Here is a 21,062-nt window from a genome sequence, read left to right on the forward strand (position 1 = left end):
GTCGTGCCGCAGCCGCAGGATACCCTGCTTCATCCGCTGTTAATGCGCAATGGCGACAGTCGTCCGTTGCACAAGCCGACAACGCCGTTGCCATCGCTGGATTTGTTGACGCCGCCGCCGAGCGAAGTGGAGCCAGTAGATACCTTTGCGCTCGAACAAATGGCACGTCTGGTGGAGGCGCGCCTGGCTGATTTCCGCATTAAAGCCGATGTTGTTAACTACTCACCAGGGCCAGTTATCACTCGCTTTGAACTGAACCTGGCACCGGGTGTAAAAGCCGCGCGTATTTCTAACTTGTCACGTGACCTTGCCCGTTCGTTATCAACAGTGGCAGTCCGTGTAGTTGAAGTAATCCCAGGTAAACCTTATGTAGGTCTGGAATTACCGAATAAAAAACGCCAGACCGTTTATTTGCGCGAAGTGCTGGATAACGCCAGGTTCCGTGATAACCCATCACCGTTGACGATTGTATTGGGTAAAGATATTGCCGGTGAGCCGGTGGTTGCCGATCTGGCGAAAATGCCGCACTTATTGGTTGCGGGGACTACCGGTTCCGGTAAGTCTGTCGGTGTGAACGCTATGATCCTGAGTATGCTCTATAAAGCGCAGCCGGAAGATGTGCGTTTCATCATGATCGACCCGAAAATGCTGGAGCTTTCGGTTTATGAAGGTATCCCGCATCTGTTAACGGAAGTCGTTACCGACATGAAAGATGCAGCGAATGCTCTGCGCTGGTGTGTCAACGAGATGGAACGTCGTTATAAGCTGATGTCGGCACTGGGTGTGCGTAACCTGGCAGGTTATAACGAAAAAATTGCTGAAGCTGATCGTATGATGCGGCCAATTCCAGATCCGTACTGGAAGCCGGGCGATAGTATGGATGCACAGCATCCGGTGCTGAAAAAAGAGCCGTATATCGTGGTGCTGGTGGACGAATTTGCCGACCTGATGATGACGGTGGGTAAAAAAGTGGAAGAGCTGATTGCACGTCTGGCGCAAAAAGCCCGTGCCGCGGGTATCCACCTCGTACTGGCAACGCAACGTCCTTCGGTTGATGTTATTACTGGTCTGATTAAAGCGAACATTCCGACCCGTATCGCCTTCACGGTATCCAGCAAGATCGACTCACGTACCATTCTTGATCAGGCTGGCGCAGAATCGCTACTGGGAATGGGGGATATGCTCTACTCCGGGCCTAACTCCACCATGCCAGTACGTGTTCACGGTGCCTTTGTTCGCGATCAGGAAGTACATGCGGTGGTGCAGGACTGGAAAGCCCGTGGTCGTCCGCAGTATGTTGACGGCATCACTTCCGACAGCGAAAGTGAAGGTGGTGCGGGTGGTTTTGACGGTGCTGAAGAGCTGGATCCGTTGTTCGATCAGGCGGTGGCGTTTGTCACTGAAAAACGCAAAGCGTCTATTTCCGGTGTTCAGCGTCAGTTCCGCATCGGTTACAACCGTGCCGCACGCATCGTAGAACAGATGGAAGCGCAGGGGATCGTCAGCGAACAGGGTCACAACGGTAATCGTGAAGTGCTGGCCCCACCGCCATTTGACTAATTAGTGAATCGTAGGCCGGATAAGACGTGATAACGTTGCATCCGGCACTCCATCAACTGAAAATTCAGTATTTTCTTCTTTCCTCAAGCTGATTATTAGCCTGGAATAGAGAGTAGAGGGAACTCCCGTTTGGGAGTGACGTAATTTGAGGAACAATGATGAAAAAAATTGCCATCACCTGTGCATTACTCTCAAGCTTCGTGGCGAGCAGCGTTTGGGCTGACGCCGCAAGCGATCTGAAAAGCCGCCTGGATAAAGTCAGCAGTTTCCATGCCAGCTTTACGCAAAAGGTCACTGACGGTAGCGGCGCTGCTGTACAGGAAGGTCAGGGGGATTTATGGGTGAAACGCCCTAATCTGTTTAACTGGCATATGACTCAGCCGGATGAAAGTGTTCTGGTTTCTGACGGTAAAACACTGTGGTTCTATAATCCCTTTGTTGAACAAGCCACGGCAACCTGGCTGAAAGATGCCACCGGCAATACGCCGTTTATGCTGATTGCCCGTAACCAGTCCAGTGACTGGCAGCAATACAACATCAAACAGAATGGCGATGACTTTATCCTGACGCCGAAAGCCAGCAATGGCAATCTGAAGCAATTCACCATTAATGTGGGGCGCGATGGTACGATCCATCAGTTTAGTGCGGTAGAGCAGGACGATCAGCGCAGTAGTTATCAACTGAAATCCCAGCAAAACGGTGCTGTGGATGCAGCGAAATTTACCTTCACCCCGCCGCAAGGCGTAACGGTAGATGACCAACGTAAGTAGAGGCCCTGAGTGAGCAATCTGTCGCTCGATTTTTCGGATAATACTTTTCAACCTCTGGCCGCGCGTATGCGGCCAGAAAATTTAGCACAGTATATCGGCCAGCAGCATTTGCTGGCTGCGGGGAAACCGTTGCCGCGTGCTATCGAAGCGGGGCACTTGCATTCCATGATCCTCTGGGGGCCACCCGGTACTGGTAAAACGACCCTCGCAGAAGTCATTGCCCGCTATGCGAATGCTGATGTGGAACGTATTTCAGCCGTCACCTCTGGCGTTAAAGAGATTCGCGAGGCAATCGAGCGAGCGCGGCAGAACCGCAATGCCGGTCGGCGCACCATTCTGTTTGTTGATGAAGTTCACCGCTTCAACAAAAGTCAGCAGGATGCTTTTCTACCGCATATTGAAGATGGCACCATCACTTTCATTGGCGCGACGACTGAAAACCCGTCATTTGAACTTAACTCGGCATTGCTTTCCCGTGCCCGAGTTTATCTGCTGAAATCCCTTAGCACAGAGGATATTGAGCAAGTACTGACTCAGGCGATGGAAGACAAAACCCGCGGTTACGGTGGGCAAGATATTGTTCTGCCAGATGAGACGCGTCGGGCGATTGCTGAACTGGTGAATGGCGATGCGCGCCGGGCGTTAAATACGCTGGAAATGATGGCGGATATGGCCGAAGTCGATAACAGCGGTAAACGTGTTCTGAAGACAGAATTATTGACGGAAATCGCCGGTGAGCGCAGTGCCCGCTTCGATAACAAAGGCGATCGCTTTTACGATCTGATTTCCGCGCTGCATAAATCTGTGCGCGGTAGCGCCCCCGATGCGGCGCTTTACTGGTATGCGCGAATTATTACTGCTGGTGGCGATCCGTTATATGTCGCACGTCGCTGCCTTGCAATAGCGTCGGAAGATGTCGGCAATGCTGATCCGCGTGCGATGCAGGTGGCAATAGCTGCCTGGGATTGCTTTACCCGCGTGGGTCCGGCAGAGGGCGAGCGCGCCATTGCCCAGGCGATTGTTTATCTGGCTTGCGCACCAAAAAGTAACGCTGTGTATACTGCGTTTAAAGCCGCGCTGGCCGATGCTCGCGAACGTCCGGATTATGACGTGCCAGTTCACTTGCGCAATGCGCCAACCAAACTGATGAAGGAAATGGGCTACGGGCAGGAATATCGTTACGCTCATGATGAAGCAAACGCTTATGCCGCCGGTGAGGTTTACTTCCCGCCGGAAATAGCACAAACACGCTATTATTTCCCGACCAACAGAGGCCTTGAAGGCAAGATTGGCGAAAAGCTCGCCTGGCTGGCTGAACAGGATCAAAATAGCCCCATAAAACGCTACCGTTAATGTTATCGTTGCGGTAATGTTGTTACTGTATCCCTGTGGTCGCAGGCTGTGGCCACATCTCCCATTTAATTCGATAAGCACAGGATAAGCATGCTCGATCCCAATCTGCTGCGTAATGAGCCAGACGCAGTCGCTGAAAAACTGGCACGCCGGGGCTTTAAGCTGGATGTAGATAAGCTGGGCGCTCTTGAAGAGCGTCGTAAAGTATTGCAGGTCAAAACGGAAAACCTGCAAGCGGAGCGTAACTCCCGATCGAAATCCATTGGCCAGGCGAAAGCGCGCGGGGAAGATATTGAGCCTTTACGTCTGGAAGTGAACAAACTGGGCGAAGAGCTGGATGCAGCAAAAGCCGAGCTGGATGCTTTACAGGCTGAAATTCGCGATATCGCGCTGACAATCCCTAACCTGCCTGCAGATGAAGTGCCGGTAGGTAAAGACGAAAATGACAACGTTGAAGTTAGCCGCTGGGGCACCCCGCGCGAGTTTGACTTTGAAGTTCGTGACCACGTGACGCTGGGTGAAATGCACTCAGGTCTTGACTTTGCAGCAGCAGTTAAGCTGACCGGTTCGCGCTTTGTGGTGATGAAAGGGCAAATCGCTCGCATGCACCGTGCGCTGTCGCAGTTTATGCTGGATCTGCACACCGAGCAGCATGGCTATAGCGAAAACTATGTCCCGTATCTGGTTAACCAGGACACGCTGTACGGTACTGGTCAGTTGCCGAAATTTGCTGGTGACCTGTTCCATACTCGTCCGCTGGAAGAAGAAGCTGACACCAGTAACTACGCGCTGATCCCGACGGCGGAAGTTCCGCTGACCAACCTGGTGCGCGGTGAAATCATCGATGAAGATGATCTGCCAATTAAGATGACCGCCCATACACCGTGCTTCCGTTCTGAAGCTGGTTCTTATGGTCGTGACACTCGCGGCCTGATCCGTATGCACCAGTTCGACAAAGTTGAAATGGTTCAGATCGTGCGTCCGGAAGACTCTATGGCGGCACTGGAAGAGATGACCGGTCATGCAGAAAAAGTCCTGCAACTGCTGGGTCTGCCGTACCGTAAAATCATTCTTTGCACTGGCGACATGGGCTTTGGCGCTTGCAAAACTTACGACCTGGAAGTATGGATCCCGGCACAGAACACCTACCGCGAGATCTCTTCCTGCTCTAACGTCTGGGATTTCCAGGCACGTCGTATGCAGGCACGTTGCCGCAGCAAGTCAGACAAGAAAACCCGTCTGGTTCATACCCTGAACGGTTCTGGTCTGGCTGTTGGTCGTACGTTGGTTGCGGTAATGGAAAACTATCAGCAGGCTGATGGCCGTATTGAAGTACCAGAAGTTCTGCGTCCGTACATGAACGGACTGGAATATATTGGCTAATATCTAAATATGCCGAATCTAAAAAGCGCCTACGGGCGCTTTTTTTGTCTCCTTTTGATACCAAACAATAATTACATTTCACTTACGCGTAATACTACTTTCGAGTGAAAATCTATCTATCTCGTTGATTTTCAAATCATTCGATGTATACAAGCCTATATAGCGCACCGCTATAAAAATAATTACACAATACGGTTTGTTACTGGAATCAATCGTAAGCAAGCTTGAGTGAGCCATTATGAAAACGAAAATCCCTGATGCGGTATTGGCTGCTGAGGTGAGTCGCCGTGGTTTGGTAAAAACGACAGCGATCGGCGGCCTGGCGATGGCCAGCAGCGCATTAACATTACCTTTTAGTCGAATAGCGCACGCTGTCGATAACGCCATTGCGGCAAATTCTGACGAGAAGGTTGTCTGGAGCGCCTGTACAGTTAACTGTGGCAGCCGCTGCCCGCTACGTATGCATGTCGTGGACGGTGAGATCAAATACGTCGAAACGGATAATACCGGTGATGACAATTACGACGGCCTGCATCAGGTGCGCGCCTGTCTGCGTGGGCGTTCCATGCGTCGTCGCGTTTATAATCCTGATCGTCTGAAATATCCGATGAAACGGGTAGGGGCGCGTGGTGAAGGCAAATTTGAGCGCATTAGCTGGGAAGAAGCCTACGACATTATCGCTACTAATATGCAGCGTCTGATTAAAGAATATGGCAACGAATCCATCTATCTGAACTATGGTACAGGTACGCTGGGCGGCACCATGACCCGCTCCTGGCCACCGGGAAATACCCTGGTTGCGCGTTTAATGAACTGCTGTGGCGGTTACCTGAACCATTATGGTGACTACTCCTCCGCGCAAATTGCGGAAGGTCTGAACTATACCTACGGCGGCTGGGCTGATGGCAACAGCCCGTCAGATATTGAAAACAGTAAGCTGGTGGTACTGTTTGGTAATAACCCGGGCGAAACGCGAATGAGCGGCGGCGGGGTGACTTATTACCTCGAACAGGCGCGTCAGAAATCAAATGCTCGCATGATCATTATCGATCCGCGCTATACAGACACCGGTGCCGGGCGCGAAGATGAATGGATCCCGATCCGTCCGGGAACAGATGCCGCACTGGTTAATGGTCTGGCATATGTCATGATCACTGAAAACCTGGTTGATCAAGAGTTTCTCGATAAATATTGTGTCGGTTACGACGAAAAAACGTTGCCTGCCAGTGCGCCGAAAAACGGTCACTATAAAGCCTACATTCTGGGTGAAGGGCCGGACGGCGTTGCTAAAACGCCGGAATGGGCTTCGCAAATTACGGGTATTCCGGCGGACAAAATCATCAAACTGGCGCGGGAAATTGGCAGCACTAAACCGGCGTTTATCAGCCAGGGTTGGGGACCACAACGCCACGCTAACGGTGAAATCGCCACTCGTGCTATCTCAATGCTGGCGATCCTCACCGGTAACGTCGGTATTAACGGTGGCAACACCGGGGCGCGCGAAGGCTCATACAGCTTACCGTTTGTCCGTATGCCGACCCTCGAAAACCCGATCCAAACCAGCATTTCCATGTTTATGTGGACCGATGCGATTGAACGCGGCCCGGAAATGACAGCGCTGCGTGATGGTGTGCGCGGTAAAGATAAGCTGGATGTTCCGATTAAGATGATCTGGAACTATGCCGGTAACTGCCTGATTAACCAGCACTCGGAAATCAACCGCACCCATGAAATCCTTCAGGATGATAAGAAGTGCGAATTGATTGTAGTTATCGACTGCCACATGACCTCATCAGCAAAATATGCTGACATCCTGTTGCCGGATTGCACCGCCTCTGAGCAGATGGACTTTGCGCTGGATGCTTCCTGCGGAAATATGTCCTACGTAATTTTCAATGACCAGGTGATTAAACCGCGCTTTGAATGTAAGACCATCTATGAGATGACCAGCGAACTGGCAAAACGCCTTGGCGTCGAGCAACAGTTTACTGAAGGGCGTACCCAGGAAGAGTGGATGCGCCACCTGTATGCCCAGTCGCGAGAAGCGATTCCTGAATTGCCGACCTTTGAAGAGTTTCGTAAGCAGGGGATCTTTAAAAAGCGTGATCCACAAGGGCATCACGTTGCTTATAAAGCCTTCCGGGAAGATCCGCAGGCAAATCCATTGACCACGCCATCGGGCAAAATTGAGATCTATTCACAGGCACTGGCTGATATTGCAGCTACCTGGGAATTGCCAGAAGGCGATGTGATTGATCCACTGCCGATCTACACGCCGGGCTTTGAAAGTTATCAGGATCCGCTGAATAAACAGTATCCGCTGCAACTTACTGGTTTCCACTACAAATCTCGTGTGCACTCCACCTACGGTAACGTTGATGTGCTGAAAGCGGCTTGTCGCCAGGAAATGTGGATCAACCCAATTGATGCGCAAAAACGCGGTATCAACAATGGCGATAAGGTGCGGATCTTTAACGATCGCGGTGAGGTTCATATTGAGGCGAAAGTAACGCCACGAATGATGCCGGGCGTGGTCGCATTGGGTGAAGGTGCCTGGTATGACCCCGATGCGAAACGTGTTGATCAGGGCGGTTGTATCAACGTACTGACCACTCAACGCCCATCTCCTCTCGCCAAGGGGAATCCGTCACATACAAACCTCGTTCAGGTTGAAAAGGTGTAAGGAGTAACCGATGACAACCCAGTATGGATTTTTTATTGATTCCAGTCGTTGCACCGGTTGCAAAACCTGCGAACTGGCTTGTAAAGACTACAAAGATTTGACACCAGAAGTCAGCTTCCGCCGAATTTATGAATATGCGGGCGGCGACTGGCAGGAAGATAACGGCGTCTGGCATCAGAACGTATTTGCCTACTATCTCTCGATTTCATGTAATCACTGCGAAGATCCGGCGTGTACCAAAGTCTGCCCGAGCGGCGCGATGCATAAACGTGAAGATGGTTTTGTCGTTGTCGATGAAGATGTGTGTATTGGCTGTCGTTACTGCCATATGGCTTGCCCGTATGGTGCGCCACAGTACAACGAAACCAAAGGACATATGACCAAATGTGATGGTTGTTATGATCGTGTCGCGGAAGGTAAAAAACCGATCTGTGTCGAGTCTTGCCCGCTGCGGGCGCTGGATTTCGGCCCTATCGACGAGTTGCGTAAAAAACATGGCGATCTGGCCGCCGTTGCGCCGTTGCCAAGAGCGCACTTTACCAAACCAAATATTGTGATCAAACCTAACGCCAACAGCCGCCCAACCGGGGATACCACTGGCTACCTGGCAAATCCGAAGGAGGTGTGAGATGGGAAGTGGATGGCATGAATGGCCGTTGATGATCTTCACGGTCTTCGGGCAGTGTGTAGTGGGCGGTTTTATCGTTCTGGCATTTGCCTTGTTGAAAGGTGAACTTCGGGCCGATACCCAACAGCGGGTTATTGCCTGTATGTTTGGCTTGTGGGTACTGATGGGCATTGGCTTTATTGCCTCAATGCTTCACCTTGGTTCACCGATGCGCGCCTTTAACTCACTCAATCGGGTTGGCGCTTCGGCGTTGAGTAACGAAATCGCCAGCGGTTCGATCTTTTTTGCCGTTGGTGGCATCGGCTGGTTGCTGGCAATGCTGAAAAAGCTGTCACCGGTATTACGCGCGCTGTGGCTGGTGGTGACGATGGTTCTCGGTGTGGTATTTGTCTGGATGATGGTACGTGTGTATAACAGCATCGATACCGTACCGACCTGGTACAGCATCTGGACACCGATGGGCTTCTTCCTGACCATGTTTATGGGTGGCCCGCTGCTGGGATATCTGTTACTGCGTCTGGCGGGGGTTAATGGCTGGGTGATGCGTTTACTTCCGGCAATTTCAGTGCTGGCGTTGGTGGTGAGCGGTGTAATGTCTGTAATGCAGGGGGCTGAACTCGCTACGATTCACTCTTCTGTACAACAGGCTGCGGCGCTGGTGCCGGATTACGGTGCACTGATGGCCTGGCGGATTGTGCTTATCGCTGTGGCACTGTGCTTGTGGATTGCTCCGCAGTTAAAAGGTTTTCAGCCTGCGGTGCCGCTGCTTTCCGTGTCATTCATCCTGCTTCTTGCAGGGGAATTAATCGGTCGCGGCGTATTCTACGGTTTGCATATGACCGTGGGTATGGCTGTTGCCAGCTAAAGCGTTATAACCGGGGTTTCGGCCCCGGTTCTCTTTTATTTCTGTTTCGTTAAGGTGTCGTAACTGGTCATCAAATTACGATAATCAGGAATGTGGTTAGAGAACAGCGTCGCCAGGCCTTCGATATCGTTACGCCAGTCACGGTGCAGTTCGCAGGCGACACCAAACCACGTCATCAATTGCGCCCCCGCTTGTGACATGCGATCCCATGCCGAATGCCGGGTAATTTCGTTAAAGGTTCCTGACGCGTCAGTCACCACAAAGACATCAAACCCTTCTTCAATTGCGGAAAGTGCCGGAAATGCTACGCAAACCTCGGTTACCACCCCTGCAATAATCAGTTGTTTTTTACCTGTCGCTTTAACTGCTTTGACAAAATCTTCGTTATCCCAGGCGTTAATATTTCCAGGACGCGCAATATAAGGTGCATCCGGAAACTGTGCTTTCAGTTCAGGGACCAGTGGGCCGTTAGGACCAGTTTCAAAGCTGGTGGTAAGAATGGTAGGCAAATTGAAATATTTAGCTAAGTCACCCAGCGCCAGCACGTTATTTTTAAATTTGTCAGGTTCAATATCCCGCACAAGGGAAAGTAAACCAGCCTGGTGATCAACTAACAAAACAGCAGCATCATTTTTATCGAGACGAACATACGGTTTGGTCATTCTCTTCTCCTTTCGAGAGTCAGTGGTACGCCTGAAATCGTTCAGACGCGATGCGTTGCCCTGAAAGCATAGACGGGAAATCCAGGTTTGCTGTGACCATGAAATTTTTCGACTGAACGAAATGCATGAACTTTATGTTAGTTCAATAAAAACAAGTAGATGAGACTGATTATCTTTTCGTCATTAGTGTTATGAATGAGTAATATAAATCGATAATACAGCCGCTACGTTATGTACGTATTTTCACCCATTGACAATGTTTTTGGTGGTGGCATGATGCGCATGAAATTTGAGCTTCCTCACGGTTTTAATTCATGTCCACGTATACCCGGCCTGTCATGCTTTTGCTGTCTGGCTTACTTTTGTTGACTCTGGCGATCGCGGTGTTAAATACACTGGTGCCGCTATGGCTCGCCCAGGCGCATTTGCCCACATGGCAGGTCGGTGTCGTCAGTTCATCTTATTTTACCGGCAACCTGGTCGGTACTTTACTGACAGGGTATGTCATTAAACGCTTTGGGTTTAATCGCAGTTATTACCTTGCTTCCTTCATTTTTGCGGCAGGCTGTGTCGGGCTTGGTTTGATGATTGGATTCTGGAGCTGGTTAGCCTGGCGTTTCGTCGCAGGCGTCGGTTGCGCCATGATTTGGGTTGTGGTGGAAAGCGCGCTGATGTGCAGCGGAACGTCACGTAACCGTGGGCGGTTACTTGCTGCCTATATGATGGTTTATTATGTGGGGACGTTTTTAGGCCAGTTACTGCTCAGTAAAGTTTCAACCGAATTGATGAGCGTATTGCCGTGGGCTACGGGGTTGACCCTGGCGGGGATCTTGCCGCTGCTGTTTACTCGTATCCTGAATCAACAGGCTGAAAATCATGCTTCGACGCCCATGACGTCAATGCTAAAACTTCGCCAGGCACGACTTGGCGTGAATGGCTGCATTATCTCGGGAATCGTTTTGGGTTCTTTGTATGGTCTGATGCCTCTGTACCTCAATCATAAAGGGATTAGCAATGCCAGCATCGGATTCTGGATGGCGGTACTGGTTAGTGCCGGTATCCTCGGGCAATGGCCAATTGGCCGTCTGGCGGATAAATTTGGTCGTCTGCTGGTACTGCGTGTTCAGGTATTTGTCGTCATTCTCGGTAGTATCGCGATGTTAAGTCAGGCGGCAATGGCTCCAGCATTGTTCATCCTCGGTGCAGCCGGTTTTACGCTCTATCCGGTGGCGATGGCCTGGGCTTGTGAGAAAGTTGAACATCATCAACTGGTCGCAATGAATCAAGCATTGTTGTTGAGTTATACCGTGGGTAGTTTGTTTGGGCCGTCTTTTACTGCCATGCTAATGCAGAATTTTTCTGATAATCTGCTGTTTATCATGATCGCCAGTGTGTCGTTTATCTACTTACTGATGCTGCTACGCAATGCCGGACACACGCCAAAACCCGTTGCTCACGTCTAAATGAATTAGTGCAGAGTGTGAACTTGTTGTCCGCACTCTGTTTTCTTATTCCCTCTTTACACGAGCTTTCAGCAAAATTTATTTGTAAAAATAAAATGTACAGCAGATTGTAATTTTTATTCCACCATTTTCGCATTTCTTATTTTCCACACATCCCCCTCTGTTTAGAGATATCTATTAAATATTAGCGAAAGATCGGTCTATGCTGAGAGCGTTCAGGAAAAACAGTTGCGCTGGTACAACATTGTGCTGATGTCATTTATCACCAATTGGGGTTTGGGCAGGAAATAGATTAAAAGAACGAGTCGATCTGATAACGCTAAAGTTAAGTTTTTCTTAAGAGATGAATGGTGATAAATGTTGTCGTGATAATACGAATTTAAGTTATCGGAAAGCTTTATTTTTAGATATGGTGATAATTTAAATTGTTGGCTATTTTGCGCGTTATTATTCTGAGTTCCGCAGTGAACTATTTCTTATGGTAACAGTTTGATTTTTGAGGACAAAGTTTAAACAACGCCCAGCACTATAAAATCGTTTTTTTTGATCTGCATCAACAATGTTGCATGTTATCACTTTTGGTTAAATTTGCTGAAAATAGTTGCAACTATTGTTTCGTTATGTAGAAAATACATTTCTAATCTGGTTTAAAATTCTGCTAATTTGATGTTTTATAGGATTTTAAACTTACAAAAACCTTCTCTCACTAGAATCTACTCATACCAGGCATGGTTCACAGACTATTGTTTTAAAAATAAAATAGTCGTCTGCCACTGCACCTTATTGTTTTATCGATCGTGTATTCCTCAACGTATTTATCTGTTCAGGTTGATGGGCGCTCTACAGCCTTAGCAATCAACTAATAATGACCACTTTCTCTAAGGTTATTGATTAATTTATTTGGGTTAAAAGAGTCACATTGCTCATATCTGAAGAACAGATAAATAAACGGAATGGATTGCTGAGATTACATATTAATGCCTCTTTTGGGTGGTAAAAGTGGCGATGGCGCAACTGTGCGGTATGTGACAGTTATGTCGACATTTATAAATATTTTCATATCTTAATTATTTCGTTGAAAATTAACGAAAGGCGGTAGCGTGGGCAAAAGAGACAAAAGCACGAATATTAAGTATAACAATGTTGGTTCAGTTAAAGTAAAAACTATGATAATCACTTTGGTAAATTAAGGAAAAATGAATCTTCTCATCATGGTATATTCGTTGGGAGGAAATGTTTCAAGTAATAAAATCATAATGAGGGATATTAACACCATCAATTATAAGTAATTTTATACGATGTAATATCGGAACTATTGATAACACTTTAGTCAGAACTCCAATATGTATAGCATTACTGAAAAATTAAATTCAAGATTTAACACTGCGCTTATATTAGCCGTTACAGTCTATATTATTTTGTCATTTATTACGGCGATTGATTTTCATAAAAAAATAGAAGAAAATTATTCGCGTATTAATCTTATACTTATTAACAATAATTTAAATAATTTTTTTTCTAAAATTGAAAAAGAAGCTGATGCGTTAAAAGATGCTATTTATCTGTTACATGATGAAAATGAAATCAAACAAGCGGTCATCCATCGGATGAAAAAAATAGATTCCGTTAATCTAGTTGGGATAATGTTGAATAACGGGAAGTATCTTAGCTTTATTCGAACTGATGGTGGTGTGATTAAGTTTTTTGGCCAATCAGAACCCGGTAAACCTTTTACTGGGGTTGATGGTGAAATTAGCGATAAATACTTTGATCCTGAATCTCGCCCCTGGAATAAATTGCCGAAAGGGACTTATTCAAAATGGTCACCGTGGTATAACTGCTATGGCATTGCAGGGAAAAAATGTTTCTCGTTTTCATTACGTCCATCCGAAGAAGAAAAAAATTCGTTTGCTCTGAAGTTAATGCATTTAGATCTTGATGAAAGATATTTTAGTAATTATCTTAATAAATTGGCTGGTGAAGCTGATATTTTATTCATGGAGCAGAATAAAAAAATTATGGTAGGTAATGAAAAATCAATGCTGCATCTTATTGTTCGTAACTCATCAGGTAGTTATAACATAAGTAATGACAGTGGCAACTATACCGATAATGTCATATCACTCCCCAGACTTCCTGATGTCAGATTCCATTATTTTCACTATCAGAAATCAGAGGATGCAAACATCAATAAATATTTTACATTGATGTTTTTATGTGGTTTGGTTTGCTTCTGTTTATTATGGTATGTTGTTGAAAAGATAACAAAGAAAATTAAAAAAGAGTCCAATAAACTGATAGAGCATTTGAAAAAATTAGCGAATTCAGTATACCGCAACGACAAAATTGAAATTGTGCAAAATGACAGCAGTGAGATTATTGAGCTGAAAAAAATCATTAATAACATAAGTGATAAATACAAAGAACGAATGGAGCGGTTACTTAATCTTGTTTCTTGTGAGCAAGGAAGTTGCTTCTATATCAATAAATCTGTTATTGAAACCAACAATAAAACCTACTTAGCAGTTGGCATGCTTTGTATCTATGGATTAGAGTTTGTTGAGGCGATACATGGAAGTAAAAAATATGACGAGATTATAAATGATATAAAATCAAAAATATCAGAAAAATATTCTCGATACTGTGACATACTGAAAGTCTCAACTGAAACATATTTGTTGCTATGTCATACTCATTGTGAAGAGTTCATCGAGCAATTATCAATTTTAAATCTCCCTGATCATATTATTTGTCTAAGAAATATTTATGTTCATAAAATTGCTATTTGCGAAACTTTTGTAGGGGAAAATGTATCAAATTATGAAGGCAAGCTGAAACTGGCATTAACGGCTATGCGAGAAAATAAAGAATCTGAATTTATGTTTTATGATGACATCAAGGCTCATGAACTTGATCAAAAGGTCTGGGTCGCTGGAAATATAAAAAAGGGGATTGCGAGTAGTGAGTTTTATTTAGTCTATCAACCTATTATTGATATGGCGAATAATAAGGTTGTAGGTGCGGAGGCGTTATGCCGTTGGTTGTCAGTTGAAAATGGCATAATACCACCATCAATTTTCGTACCTGTTGCTGAAGAAATTGGCTTAATTAAAGAATTGGGTGATTTTGTACTGGAAACGGCTATTGGAGAATTTGGGGCATTTAGCCGTGAATATGAAATTACGAATGATTTTCTCCTGCATATTAATGTATCTCCGTGGCAATTAAATGAATTTGATTTCCACTTCCGGGTTTTGTCATTAATTAATACGTTTAGTATAAATGCTGATCAAATCTGCCTGGAGATCACCGAATCGGCAGTAAAAGACATAAATGATAGCTTTTACAATAATATAAATATTTTAAAAGAAAACGGTATTAAGATTTCACTTGATGATTTCGGCAGCGGTTTAGCTGATTTGAAAAAACTTTATAAAGTAAGGCCTGATAGCATTAAAATTGATTCGGAGTTTACCTCAGGAATTTTCGATGAAACAAACAGAATTGTCTATTTCATATCCAGCCTTGCCCGTGAAGAAAATATGCCGGTTATAGCTGAAGGTGTTGAAACCGAAAGCCAGGCCAGAGAATTACAAAAGTTAGGATTCTCTCATGTCCAGGGATACTTATACCAGAAACCGTTACCATTTTCAGAGTGGCATATAGACAATAAACCGAAAAAAAGAAAATAACGCAATGTTCAAATATAAAAAAAAGGCCGCAGGAATCTGTTTTTTGTATTTTTTGTGCGTCTCTGTAGTCACTTGTTATTTATACACTATGTATCTTAAAGACCGAGTTAATTCGGTAAAGGTATCTATTATTGATAGTGGGCTTGCTATTGCTAATGTGTCTGAGTATCGTCGTTCAGTATCTAATAATGTATTTTATGAACTAGAGATATCACCAGATGAACTGTTAAATAAAATACGCGATAGCTTTTCAAATTTCCAACATCCTGGATATTTATATGATCTGGGTCCTTATATGATTAGTGATGATAAATGTATCAAAATTACGTCAAAAGGAGATGATTTTTGTGACGACATAGTTTCCTCTGTTCGGGTAATTAACGAATTTGAAAGAGGTGTTATTAGTTTAAAAGATAAATACTATGTTTATTATGCACATCCCATAGCAAAAAGAACTAGTTTGATATCAGTAGTGGATCCAGAACGTTATTTATCTCTGATAAGAAATCAGTCAGGGGAACGAGAAGATATCTATGTCTCATTTTATGATATTAATGATAATGAAAAGAAAATTGCGGGTGATGATTTTTTGATAAATGATGCTGTATTTGAGATCTCAGCCATCACCCTGACATATTCTTATATCCCTGAAATGATATTTATCGTGGCTTACAAAAAAAGCAAGTATATTTATATGTGTTTGCTATTTGTTTTTGCTTCGGCGGTATCTGCAGTCATAATATATTACTATTATATTAATTTGCTGCAAAACATTATATATAAGGGTAGGTTGGAAAAAGAATCAATATTGTCGGATCATCATTATGGTTTACGTGGAGAAAATCTATTCTTTAATGCTGAAGAGATCAATGCAATTAGAGAAATATATGATTTTGGCACTTATGATGCGCTTACACGGGCTTCAGGTCGCCGGAGCTTTGATAAAGATATCAAAATATTGAGCGAAAAATTTGGATACTTATGTCTGTTTGACATAGATAAATTTAAAACCATTAATGATAAGTTTGGCCATTTGTTTGGTGATGAGGTACTCATAAAAATAGTTAATCTTATTAAAGATGAATTGCCTCGCAGTAAAGGTGAAATTTATCGGTTTGGTGGCGATGAGTTCGCTATCATTTATCATGATAAAGATGTAAGTCAACTAACAAGAACTTTGCACCGAATTGTTCATTTCTCGATGGGTGGGTTGAATTGTAGTTGCAGCATTGGCGTAGCTAATACTGACGAGTGTATGAATAATATTGAACGGTTGAAATTGTTGGCAGATGAACGATTATACAAAAGTAAGCAAAATGGTAGAGCTCAGATAACATGGTGTTAATGTGTTAAATTTCATTGAATTGGTTACTTATGTTTCAAAAAACACACAGTTTGAATAATAGTATTAATAAATGACTAGATGCCATGATCTTTAAAAATAAAGAAGCATACAACAAAATCCTTCTGGTTGTTGCTATATTGCTATGTTTTGTTTTTATATCGATTGTCGAACAGCCTCTTGGACTTTATCAACAAATATTATTCTCTATTATCATTTGCATCTCTGTTTTTCTCATCAATTTTGTTAAGGGAAGGATAATTACCCTTATTTTGATGGGGATTGGCGTACTCATATCTTCCAGATATCTATGGTGGCGTTACTCTTCTTCAGTTATCCTGGATGAGGTTCCAGACAGCTTCTTTTCAGTAACGCTATTAGTTGCTGAGACGTATGCCTGGCTTGTCTTATTACTGGGTTACTTTCAGGTTTGCTTTCCATTGAACAGAGAGTGTATACCCTTACCAGACAATAAAGAAGAATGGCCTAATGTTGATATATTAATACCCACTTATAATGAACCTCTGACGGTTGTGAAGAATACAGTTTATGGTGCACTGGCATTAGACTGGCCAAAAGATAAATTACACGTCTGGATCCTTGATGATGGCGCCAGGCAAGAGTTTAGAAGATTCGCAGATGAATCAGGCATTCATTATGTCGCAAGAGAAACACATGAACATGCTAAGGCCGGAAACATAAATAATGCGCTTAAAATAGCTAACGGAGAATTTGTTGCTATTTTTGATTGCGATCATATACCTTCTGTTTCTTTTTTAACGAAAACAATGGGTTGGTTTATTGCTGATGAAAAACTATCGATGTTGCAAACACCACATCATTTTTTCTCCCCTGATCCTTTTGAGCGAAATCTGGGACAGTTTCGGCAAAAGCCAAATGAAGGGCATCTCTTTTATGGATTAATCCAGAATGGAACGGATACCTGGAATGCTTCATTTTTTTGTGGTTCGTGCGCAATTATCCGTAGATCTGCTTTGGATGAGGTGGGTGGCATTGCAGTCGAAACAGTAACGGAAGATGCGCATACGTCGTTACGTTTGCATCGTGCAGGTTACAGCTCTGCGTACCTTCGCTATCCTCTGGCTGCCGGACTTGCCACCGAAACATTGTCAGCCCATATTGGGCAACGGATTCGGTGGGCCAGGGGAATGATCCAAATCTTGCGTATTGACAATCCATTATTAGGCAAAGGCCTGACATTATCACAGCGCCTTTGCTATCTCAGCAGCATGATGCACTTTTTATCAGGTGTGCCACGACTGATTTTCTTGTGTGCACCATTATGCCCCATTTTCTTTTCAGTTAATCTGATAGATGCATCGATAGCGGATATTATGTCTTATGTTTTGCCTTATCTATTTGTTATCGTTTTAACTAACTCAAGAATACAAGGAAAATACAGACATTCTTTCTGGAATGAGATTTACGAAATGGTGCTGGCCTGGTACATTACGCTACCGACGCTTGTTGCATTACTTGCTCCGGCAAAAGGGCGCTTTAATGTTACGGCTAAAGGGGGATTAATAAAAAATAAGTTTGTTGACTGGCGAATATCATATCCCTACCTCATTTTTGCTATTTTAAACTTACTTGGATTGATAATGGGTATTGTTAATTTTTATAATTTGCAAGGGCATATTGCGATCCTGAATCTCTTTTGTTTAGTTTGGTTGCTTTATAATACAATTATTATTGGCGCAACTTTGGCTGTCTCTATTGAACAAAAACAGGTGCGTTTTTCTCCGCGTATCGACGTGTCTTTCAAAGGTGTGATCCAACTGACTGATGGGCGAAACTACCCTTGTTCTGTTCTTGATTTCTCCGAAGGAGGACTAGGGGTTATCATTGATAATATTTCCGACCTAAAAGATTTTGATAAAACACAGCAGTTGTCTCTTCATCTGGATGATGGTTACGGAAAATGCGATATTCCAGTACAAATAGTTCATGCTTACAATAATAAAATTGGCCTGAAGATTATGCCAATGAGCCATGAACAAAGTATTAATTATGTTAGAGCGACATTTTCTCGTGATTCAATATGGCAAGAATGGAATGATAAAATATCCCGGGATAATATTCTAAAGAGCTTTTTTGAAATATCTTTCATCTCTCTGAAAGGTTACTGTAATATGATTTTTTATATTCTCCAGAATATTAAAGGACGTTCTAAGGGTTAGTTTTGTTTCTGGTTGCTAACTAAATATTTATTGTGTGTATTTGTTTTTGGTTCTTGAGTTTTTAAAATGGGAAGAAAGTTTTTTAAGGCTGGTTTTGCAATAATTTTCTTGGGGTTGTTATGCATTTATCAGGCAAATGCAGCATCGACTACACATACAACGATTAATAAACCTACCACCGGGATAATATTACCTTCTGTGCAGAAGGAGAACGTTTCTATTTATGAGAAAGTGCCATCCCGCCAGTTAAAGCTCCCATTTACGCAAATAGCAGCAGTGCCAGGTAATATTGTTCTGAGTGGAGTCAACCCTCAGGGTCATATTGAGTTTGGTATGCGCAGTGATGAAATGGTTTCAGAAGCGAAACTAAAACTTGAGTATACCCCATCGCCGTCGTTACTCCCTGTCCAGTCACAACTTAAGGTTTATCTTAATGATGAGTTGATGGAGGTATTACCGATTTTCAAAGAACAACTGGGGAAAAAAACGTTGACGGAAATATCTCTCAATCCATTGTATTTCTCCGATTTTAACCGCTTGCATTTCGAATTAATTAGTCACTACCAGAGTGCATGTGAAAATTTGACCAGCAGCAGCCTGTGGCTTGATATTGGGCGCAACAGCGAGCTGGAACTGACGTTTCAGAGACTCAATCTGAAAAATGATCTTTCATATTTTCCGGTGCCATTCTTTGATCCACGAGATAACCGTACCAATACATTGCCGATGGTATTTGCCGGTACTCCTGACAAAGGGTTGCAGCAGGCATCAGCAATTGTCGCTTCGTGGTTTGGTGCACAATCGGGATGGCGTGGTCATCGATTCCCTGTTTTCTATGACCAGTTACCAGAAAGTAATGCAGTGGTATTTGCCACTAATAATAGACGACCAGACTTTCTACGTGATCATCCGTTGGTGAATGCACCTGTTATTGAAATGATCAACCATCCGCAAAATCCTTTCGTCAAATTGTTGGTACTTTTTGGTCGCGATGACAACGATTTATTACAGGCGGCAAAAGGCCTTGCGCAGGGAAATATACTGTTTCGCGGCGATAGTGTGGTCGTCAATGATGTGGAGCCGCTTTTGCCGCGCAAACCTTATGATGCGCCAAATTGGGTACGCACTGACCGTCCTGTAACTTTCGCAGAGCTTAAGACATATGAAGGGCAATTACAGGCAAGCGCCCTGGAGTCTGCGGCAATTAATATTTCATTTAATTTGCCACCAGATCTCTTTCTGCTACGTAACCGCGGTGTTGATATGAAGATTAACTATCGCTATACCACACCAATGGTGAGTGGTTCGCGCGTGGATGTCAGCCTTAATAATCAGTACCTGGAATCTTTTCGTCTAAATACTCAATCTGCTACGGATCGACTGCTGTTACGTTTACCGTTATTGCAAGAATTGTTGGATGACAATAATAAAATTACCGTTCCGGCGTTGACACTGGGGGCGCTCAATCAATTGCGATTTAATTTTGAATACGTTAATACGATACCGCGCGCTGATGCTGATAGCTGTATTATTTCCCGGCCTTTGAAAAATCATGCAGTCATTGCAGATGATTCCACTATCGATTTTTCAAAGTATCATCACTTTATCGCCATGCCTGATTTACGCGCCTTTGTCAGCGCAGGCTTTCCTTTTAGTCGAATGGCTGATTTATCAGAAACAGTTGTCGTTATGCCTGAAAAGCCTGGTGCAACGCAGGTTGAAATATTGCTAAATACCCTGGGATTGATTGGTGCTCAAACCGGGTTTCCAGCCATTAATCTGACAATTACTGATGATATAAGCTCCGTTCGGAGCAGGGATGCAGACATTCTGTTGATAGGGACACTTCCACAAGAATTAGAAGACAAACAGCAAATAAATCTGCTTATTGAGGCAACGACACGTTGGGTAAAAAGTCCAATGCGGCACGCTAAATATGTCCAAATTGAGGCAGATAAAAACGATCAAAATTCGGAAACACAATCAACCATAGTTTCCCCATCGCCAATGGCTGCGGTGGTTGGTTTTCAGTCCCCGTATCATACCCAACGTAGCGTAATTGCATTGATGACCGAAGGAGCACGCGGCGATGGGTTACTCAACAATGCGTTGGTTGATAGTGTAAAGCGCGGCAATATCTTTGGCTCAGTCGCGGTTATTCGTGAATCTGGTGTCGATAGTTTACGGGCTGGAGATACTTATTATGTGGGGGATCTTCCCTGGTTTGAGCGTATCCAATACGTGTTAGCGAGACATCCCGTTCTGTTGGCGGTGTTGGCAACACTCAGTGTGGTGCTATTGGCATGGGTGGCCTGGCGTCTGCTACGCATTATTAGCCGCCGTCGTCTGAATCCTCATCAACAGTAATTCATCGTCATTTTTATTTTGCAGCTCAATCCTGTCCTGGCCTTAAACAGGCAGGGCGGGGAGCTGCACTCATTCTGTTTCTAATAAAAAGTG

Annotated in this window: 12 protein-coding genes and 2 pseudogenes; 13 read left to right on the forward strand and 1 reads right to left on the reverse strand. The window is 44.4% G+C overall.

What is annotated here, in order from left to right:
• The 7 genes and pseudogenes from ftsK to dmsC all read left to right on the forward strand — a co-directional run.
• A pseudogene (gene ftsK / locus A31E_RS17860) lies at positions 1 to 1,560 on the forward strand (DNA translocase FtsK); the annotation flags it as partial.
• A gap of 158 nt (positions 1,561 to 1,718) precedes the next feature.
• Entirely contained in the window at positions 1,719 to 2,330 is a 612-nt protein-coding gene (gene lolA / locus A31E_RS17855; RefSeq protein WP_001516101.1) for an outer membrane lipoprotein periplasmic chaperone LolA, read from the forward strand.
• A 9-nt stretch (positions 2,331 to 2,339) separates the two neighbouring features.
• The gene (rarA, locus tag A31E_RS17850) at positions 2,340 to 3,683 is read left to right on the forward strand and encodes a replication-associated recombination protein RarA (protein WP_000067764.1); all 1,344 of its coding nucleotides are present in this window, start codon (positions 2,340 to 2,342) and stop codon (positions 3,681 to 3,683) included.
• Between the two features lie 90 nt (positions 3,684 to 3,773).
• Positions 3,774 to 5,066, forward strand: a complete 1,293-nt coding sequence (serS, locus tag A31E_RS17845; protein ID WP_000886683.1) for a serine--tRNA ligase — start codon at positions 3,774 to 3,776, stop codon at positions 5,064 to 5,066.
• A 238-nt stretch (positions 5,067 to 5,304) separates the two neighbouring features.
• On the forward strand, positions 5,305 to 7,749 hold the full coding sequence (gene dmsA, locus A31E_RS17840) for a dimethylsulfoxide reductase subunit A (RefSeq protein WP_001516102.1): 2,445 nt from the start codon (positions 5,305 to 5,307) through the stop codon (positions 7,747 to 7,749).
• Between the two features lie 10 nt (positions 7,750 to 7,759).
• Positions 7,760 to 8,377 (forward strand): dimethylsulfoxide reductase iron-sulfur subunit DmsB, encoded by a 618-nt coding sequence (gene dmsB / locus A31E_RS17835; RefSeq protein ID WP_000213098.1) that lies wholly within the window; start codon positions 7,760 to 7,762, stop codon positions 8,375 to 8,377.
• A gap of 1 nt (position 8,378) precedes the next feature.
• A complete protein-coding gene (dmsC, locus tag A31E_RS17830) occupies positions 8,379 to 9,242 on the forward strand; it encodes a dimethyl sulfoxide reductase anchor subunit DmsC (RefSeq protein WP_001516103.1) in 864 nt (287 codons plus the stop codon).
• 35 nt (positions 9,243 to 9,277) lie between these two features.
• Here dmsC and ycaC read toward each other — a convergent pair whose 3' ends face one another.
• A complete protein-coding gene (gene ycaC / locus A31E_RS17825; protein WP_000165876.1) occupies positions 9,278 to 9,904 on the reverse strand; it encodes an isochorismate family cysteine hydrolase YcaC in 627 nt (208 codons plus the stop codon).
• Between the two features lie 314 nt (positions 9,905 to 10,218).
• Here ycaC and A31E_RS17820 point away from each other — a divergent pair, with 314 nt between their 5' ends.
• From A31E_RS17820 to bcsB, 6 genes and pseudogenes are all read left to right on the forward strand, one after another.
• A complete protein-coding gene (locus A31E_RS17820) occupies positions 10,219 to 11,367 on the forward strand; it encodes an MFS transporter (protein ID WP_000109280.1) in 1,149 nt (382 codons plus the stop codon).
• Positions 11,368 to 11,550: 183 nt separating this feature from the next.
• Positions 11,551 to 11,649, forward strand: a pseudogene (locus tag A31E_RS26370) (hypothetical protein); the annotation flags it as partial.
• 1,061 nt (positions 11,650 to 12,710) lie between these two features.
• A complete protein-coding gene (locus tag A31E_RS17815; protein ID WP_016248545.1) occupies positions 12,711 to 15,059 on the forward strand; it encodes an EAL domain-containing protein in 2,349 nt (782 codons plus the stop codon).
• Positions 15,060 to 15,063: 4 nt separating this feature from the next.
• On the forward strand, positions 15,064 to 16,404 hold the full coding sequence (locus A31E_RS17810) for a GGDEF domain-containing protein (RefSeq protein WP_016248546.1): 1,341 nt from the start codon (positions 15,064 to 15,066) through the stop codon (positions 16,402 to 16,404).
• 83 nt (positions 16,405 to 16,487) lie between these two features.
• Positions 16,488 to 18,602, forward strand: a complete 2,115-nt coding sequence (gene bcsA / locus A31E_RS17805) for a UDP-forming cellulose synthase catalytic subunit (protein WP_000576412.1) — start codon at positions 16,488 to 16,490, stop codon at positions 18,600 to 18,602.
• A 66-nt stretch (positions 18,603 to 18,668) separates the two neighbouring features.
• The gene (bcsB, locus tag A31E_RS17800; protein ID WP_016248547.1) at positions 18,669 to 20,969 is read left to right on the forward strand and encodes a cellulose biosynthesis cyclic di-GMP-binding regulatory protein BcsB; all 2,301 of its coding nucleotides are present in this window, start codon (positions 18,669 to 18,671) and stop codon (positions 20,967 to 20,969) included.
• The last annotated feature ends 93 nt before the right edge of the window (positions 20,970 to 21,062 follow it).

It is taken from the genome of Escherichia sp. KTE159 (genome assembly GCF_000408805.1).
GTDB lineage: Bacteria > Pseudomonadota > Gammaproteobacteria > Enterobacterales > Enterobacteriaceae > Escherichia > Escherichia marmotae.

What these genes read in the sequence shown, in the direction of transcription:
- ycaC (WP_000165876.1), bottom strand. Translation starts at nt 9,904, where the DNA reads ATGACCAAACCGTATGTTCGTCTCGATAAAAATGATGCTGCTGTTTTG.
- bcsB (WP_016248547.1), top strand. Translation starts at nt 18,669, where the DNA reads ATGGGAAGAAAGTTTTTTAAGGCTGGTTTTGCAATAATTTTCTTGGGG.
- A31E_RS17815 (WP_016248545.1), top strand. Translation starts at nt 12,711, where the DNA reads ATGTATAGCATTACTGAAAAATTAAATTCAAGATTTAACACTGCGCTT.
- dmsA (WP_001516102.1), top strand. Translation starts at nt 5,305, where the DNA reads ATGAAAACGAAAATCCCTGATGCGGTATTGGCTGCTGAGGTGAGTCGC.
- A31E_RS17820 (WP_000109280.1), top strand. Translation starts at nt 10,219, where the DNA reads ATGTCCACGTATACCCGGCCTGTCATGCTTTTGCTGTCTGGCTTACTT.
- A31E_RS17810 (WP_016248546.1), top strand. Translation starts at nt 15,064, where the DNA reads ATGTTCAAATATAAAAAAAAGGCCGCAGGAATCTGTTTTTTGTATTTT.
- lolA (WP_001516101.1), top strand. Translation starts at nt 1,719, where the DNA reads ATGAAAAAAATTGCCATCACCTGTGCATTACTCTCAAGCTTCGTGGCG.
- serS (WP_000886683.1), top strand. Translation starts at nt 3,774, where the DNA reads ATGCTCGATCCCAATCTGCTGCGTAATGAGCCAGACGCAGTCGCTGAA.
- bcsA (WP_000576412.1), top strand. Translation starts at nt 16,488, where the DNA reads ATGATCTTTAAAAATAAAGAAGCATACAACAAAATCCTTCTGGTTGTT.
- dmsB (WP_000213098.1), top strand. Translation starts at nt 7,760, where the DNA reads ATGACAACCCAGTATGGATTTTTTATTGATTCCAGTCGTTGCACCGGT.
- dmsC (WP_001516103.1), top strand. Translation starts at nt 8,379, where the DNA reads ATGGGAAGTGGATGGCATGAATGGCCGTTGATGATCTTCACGGTCTTC.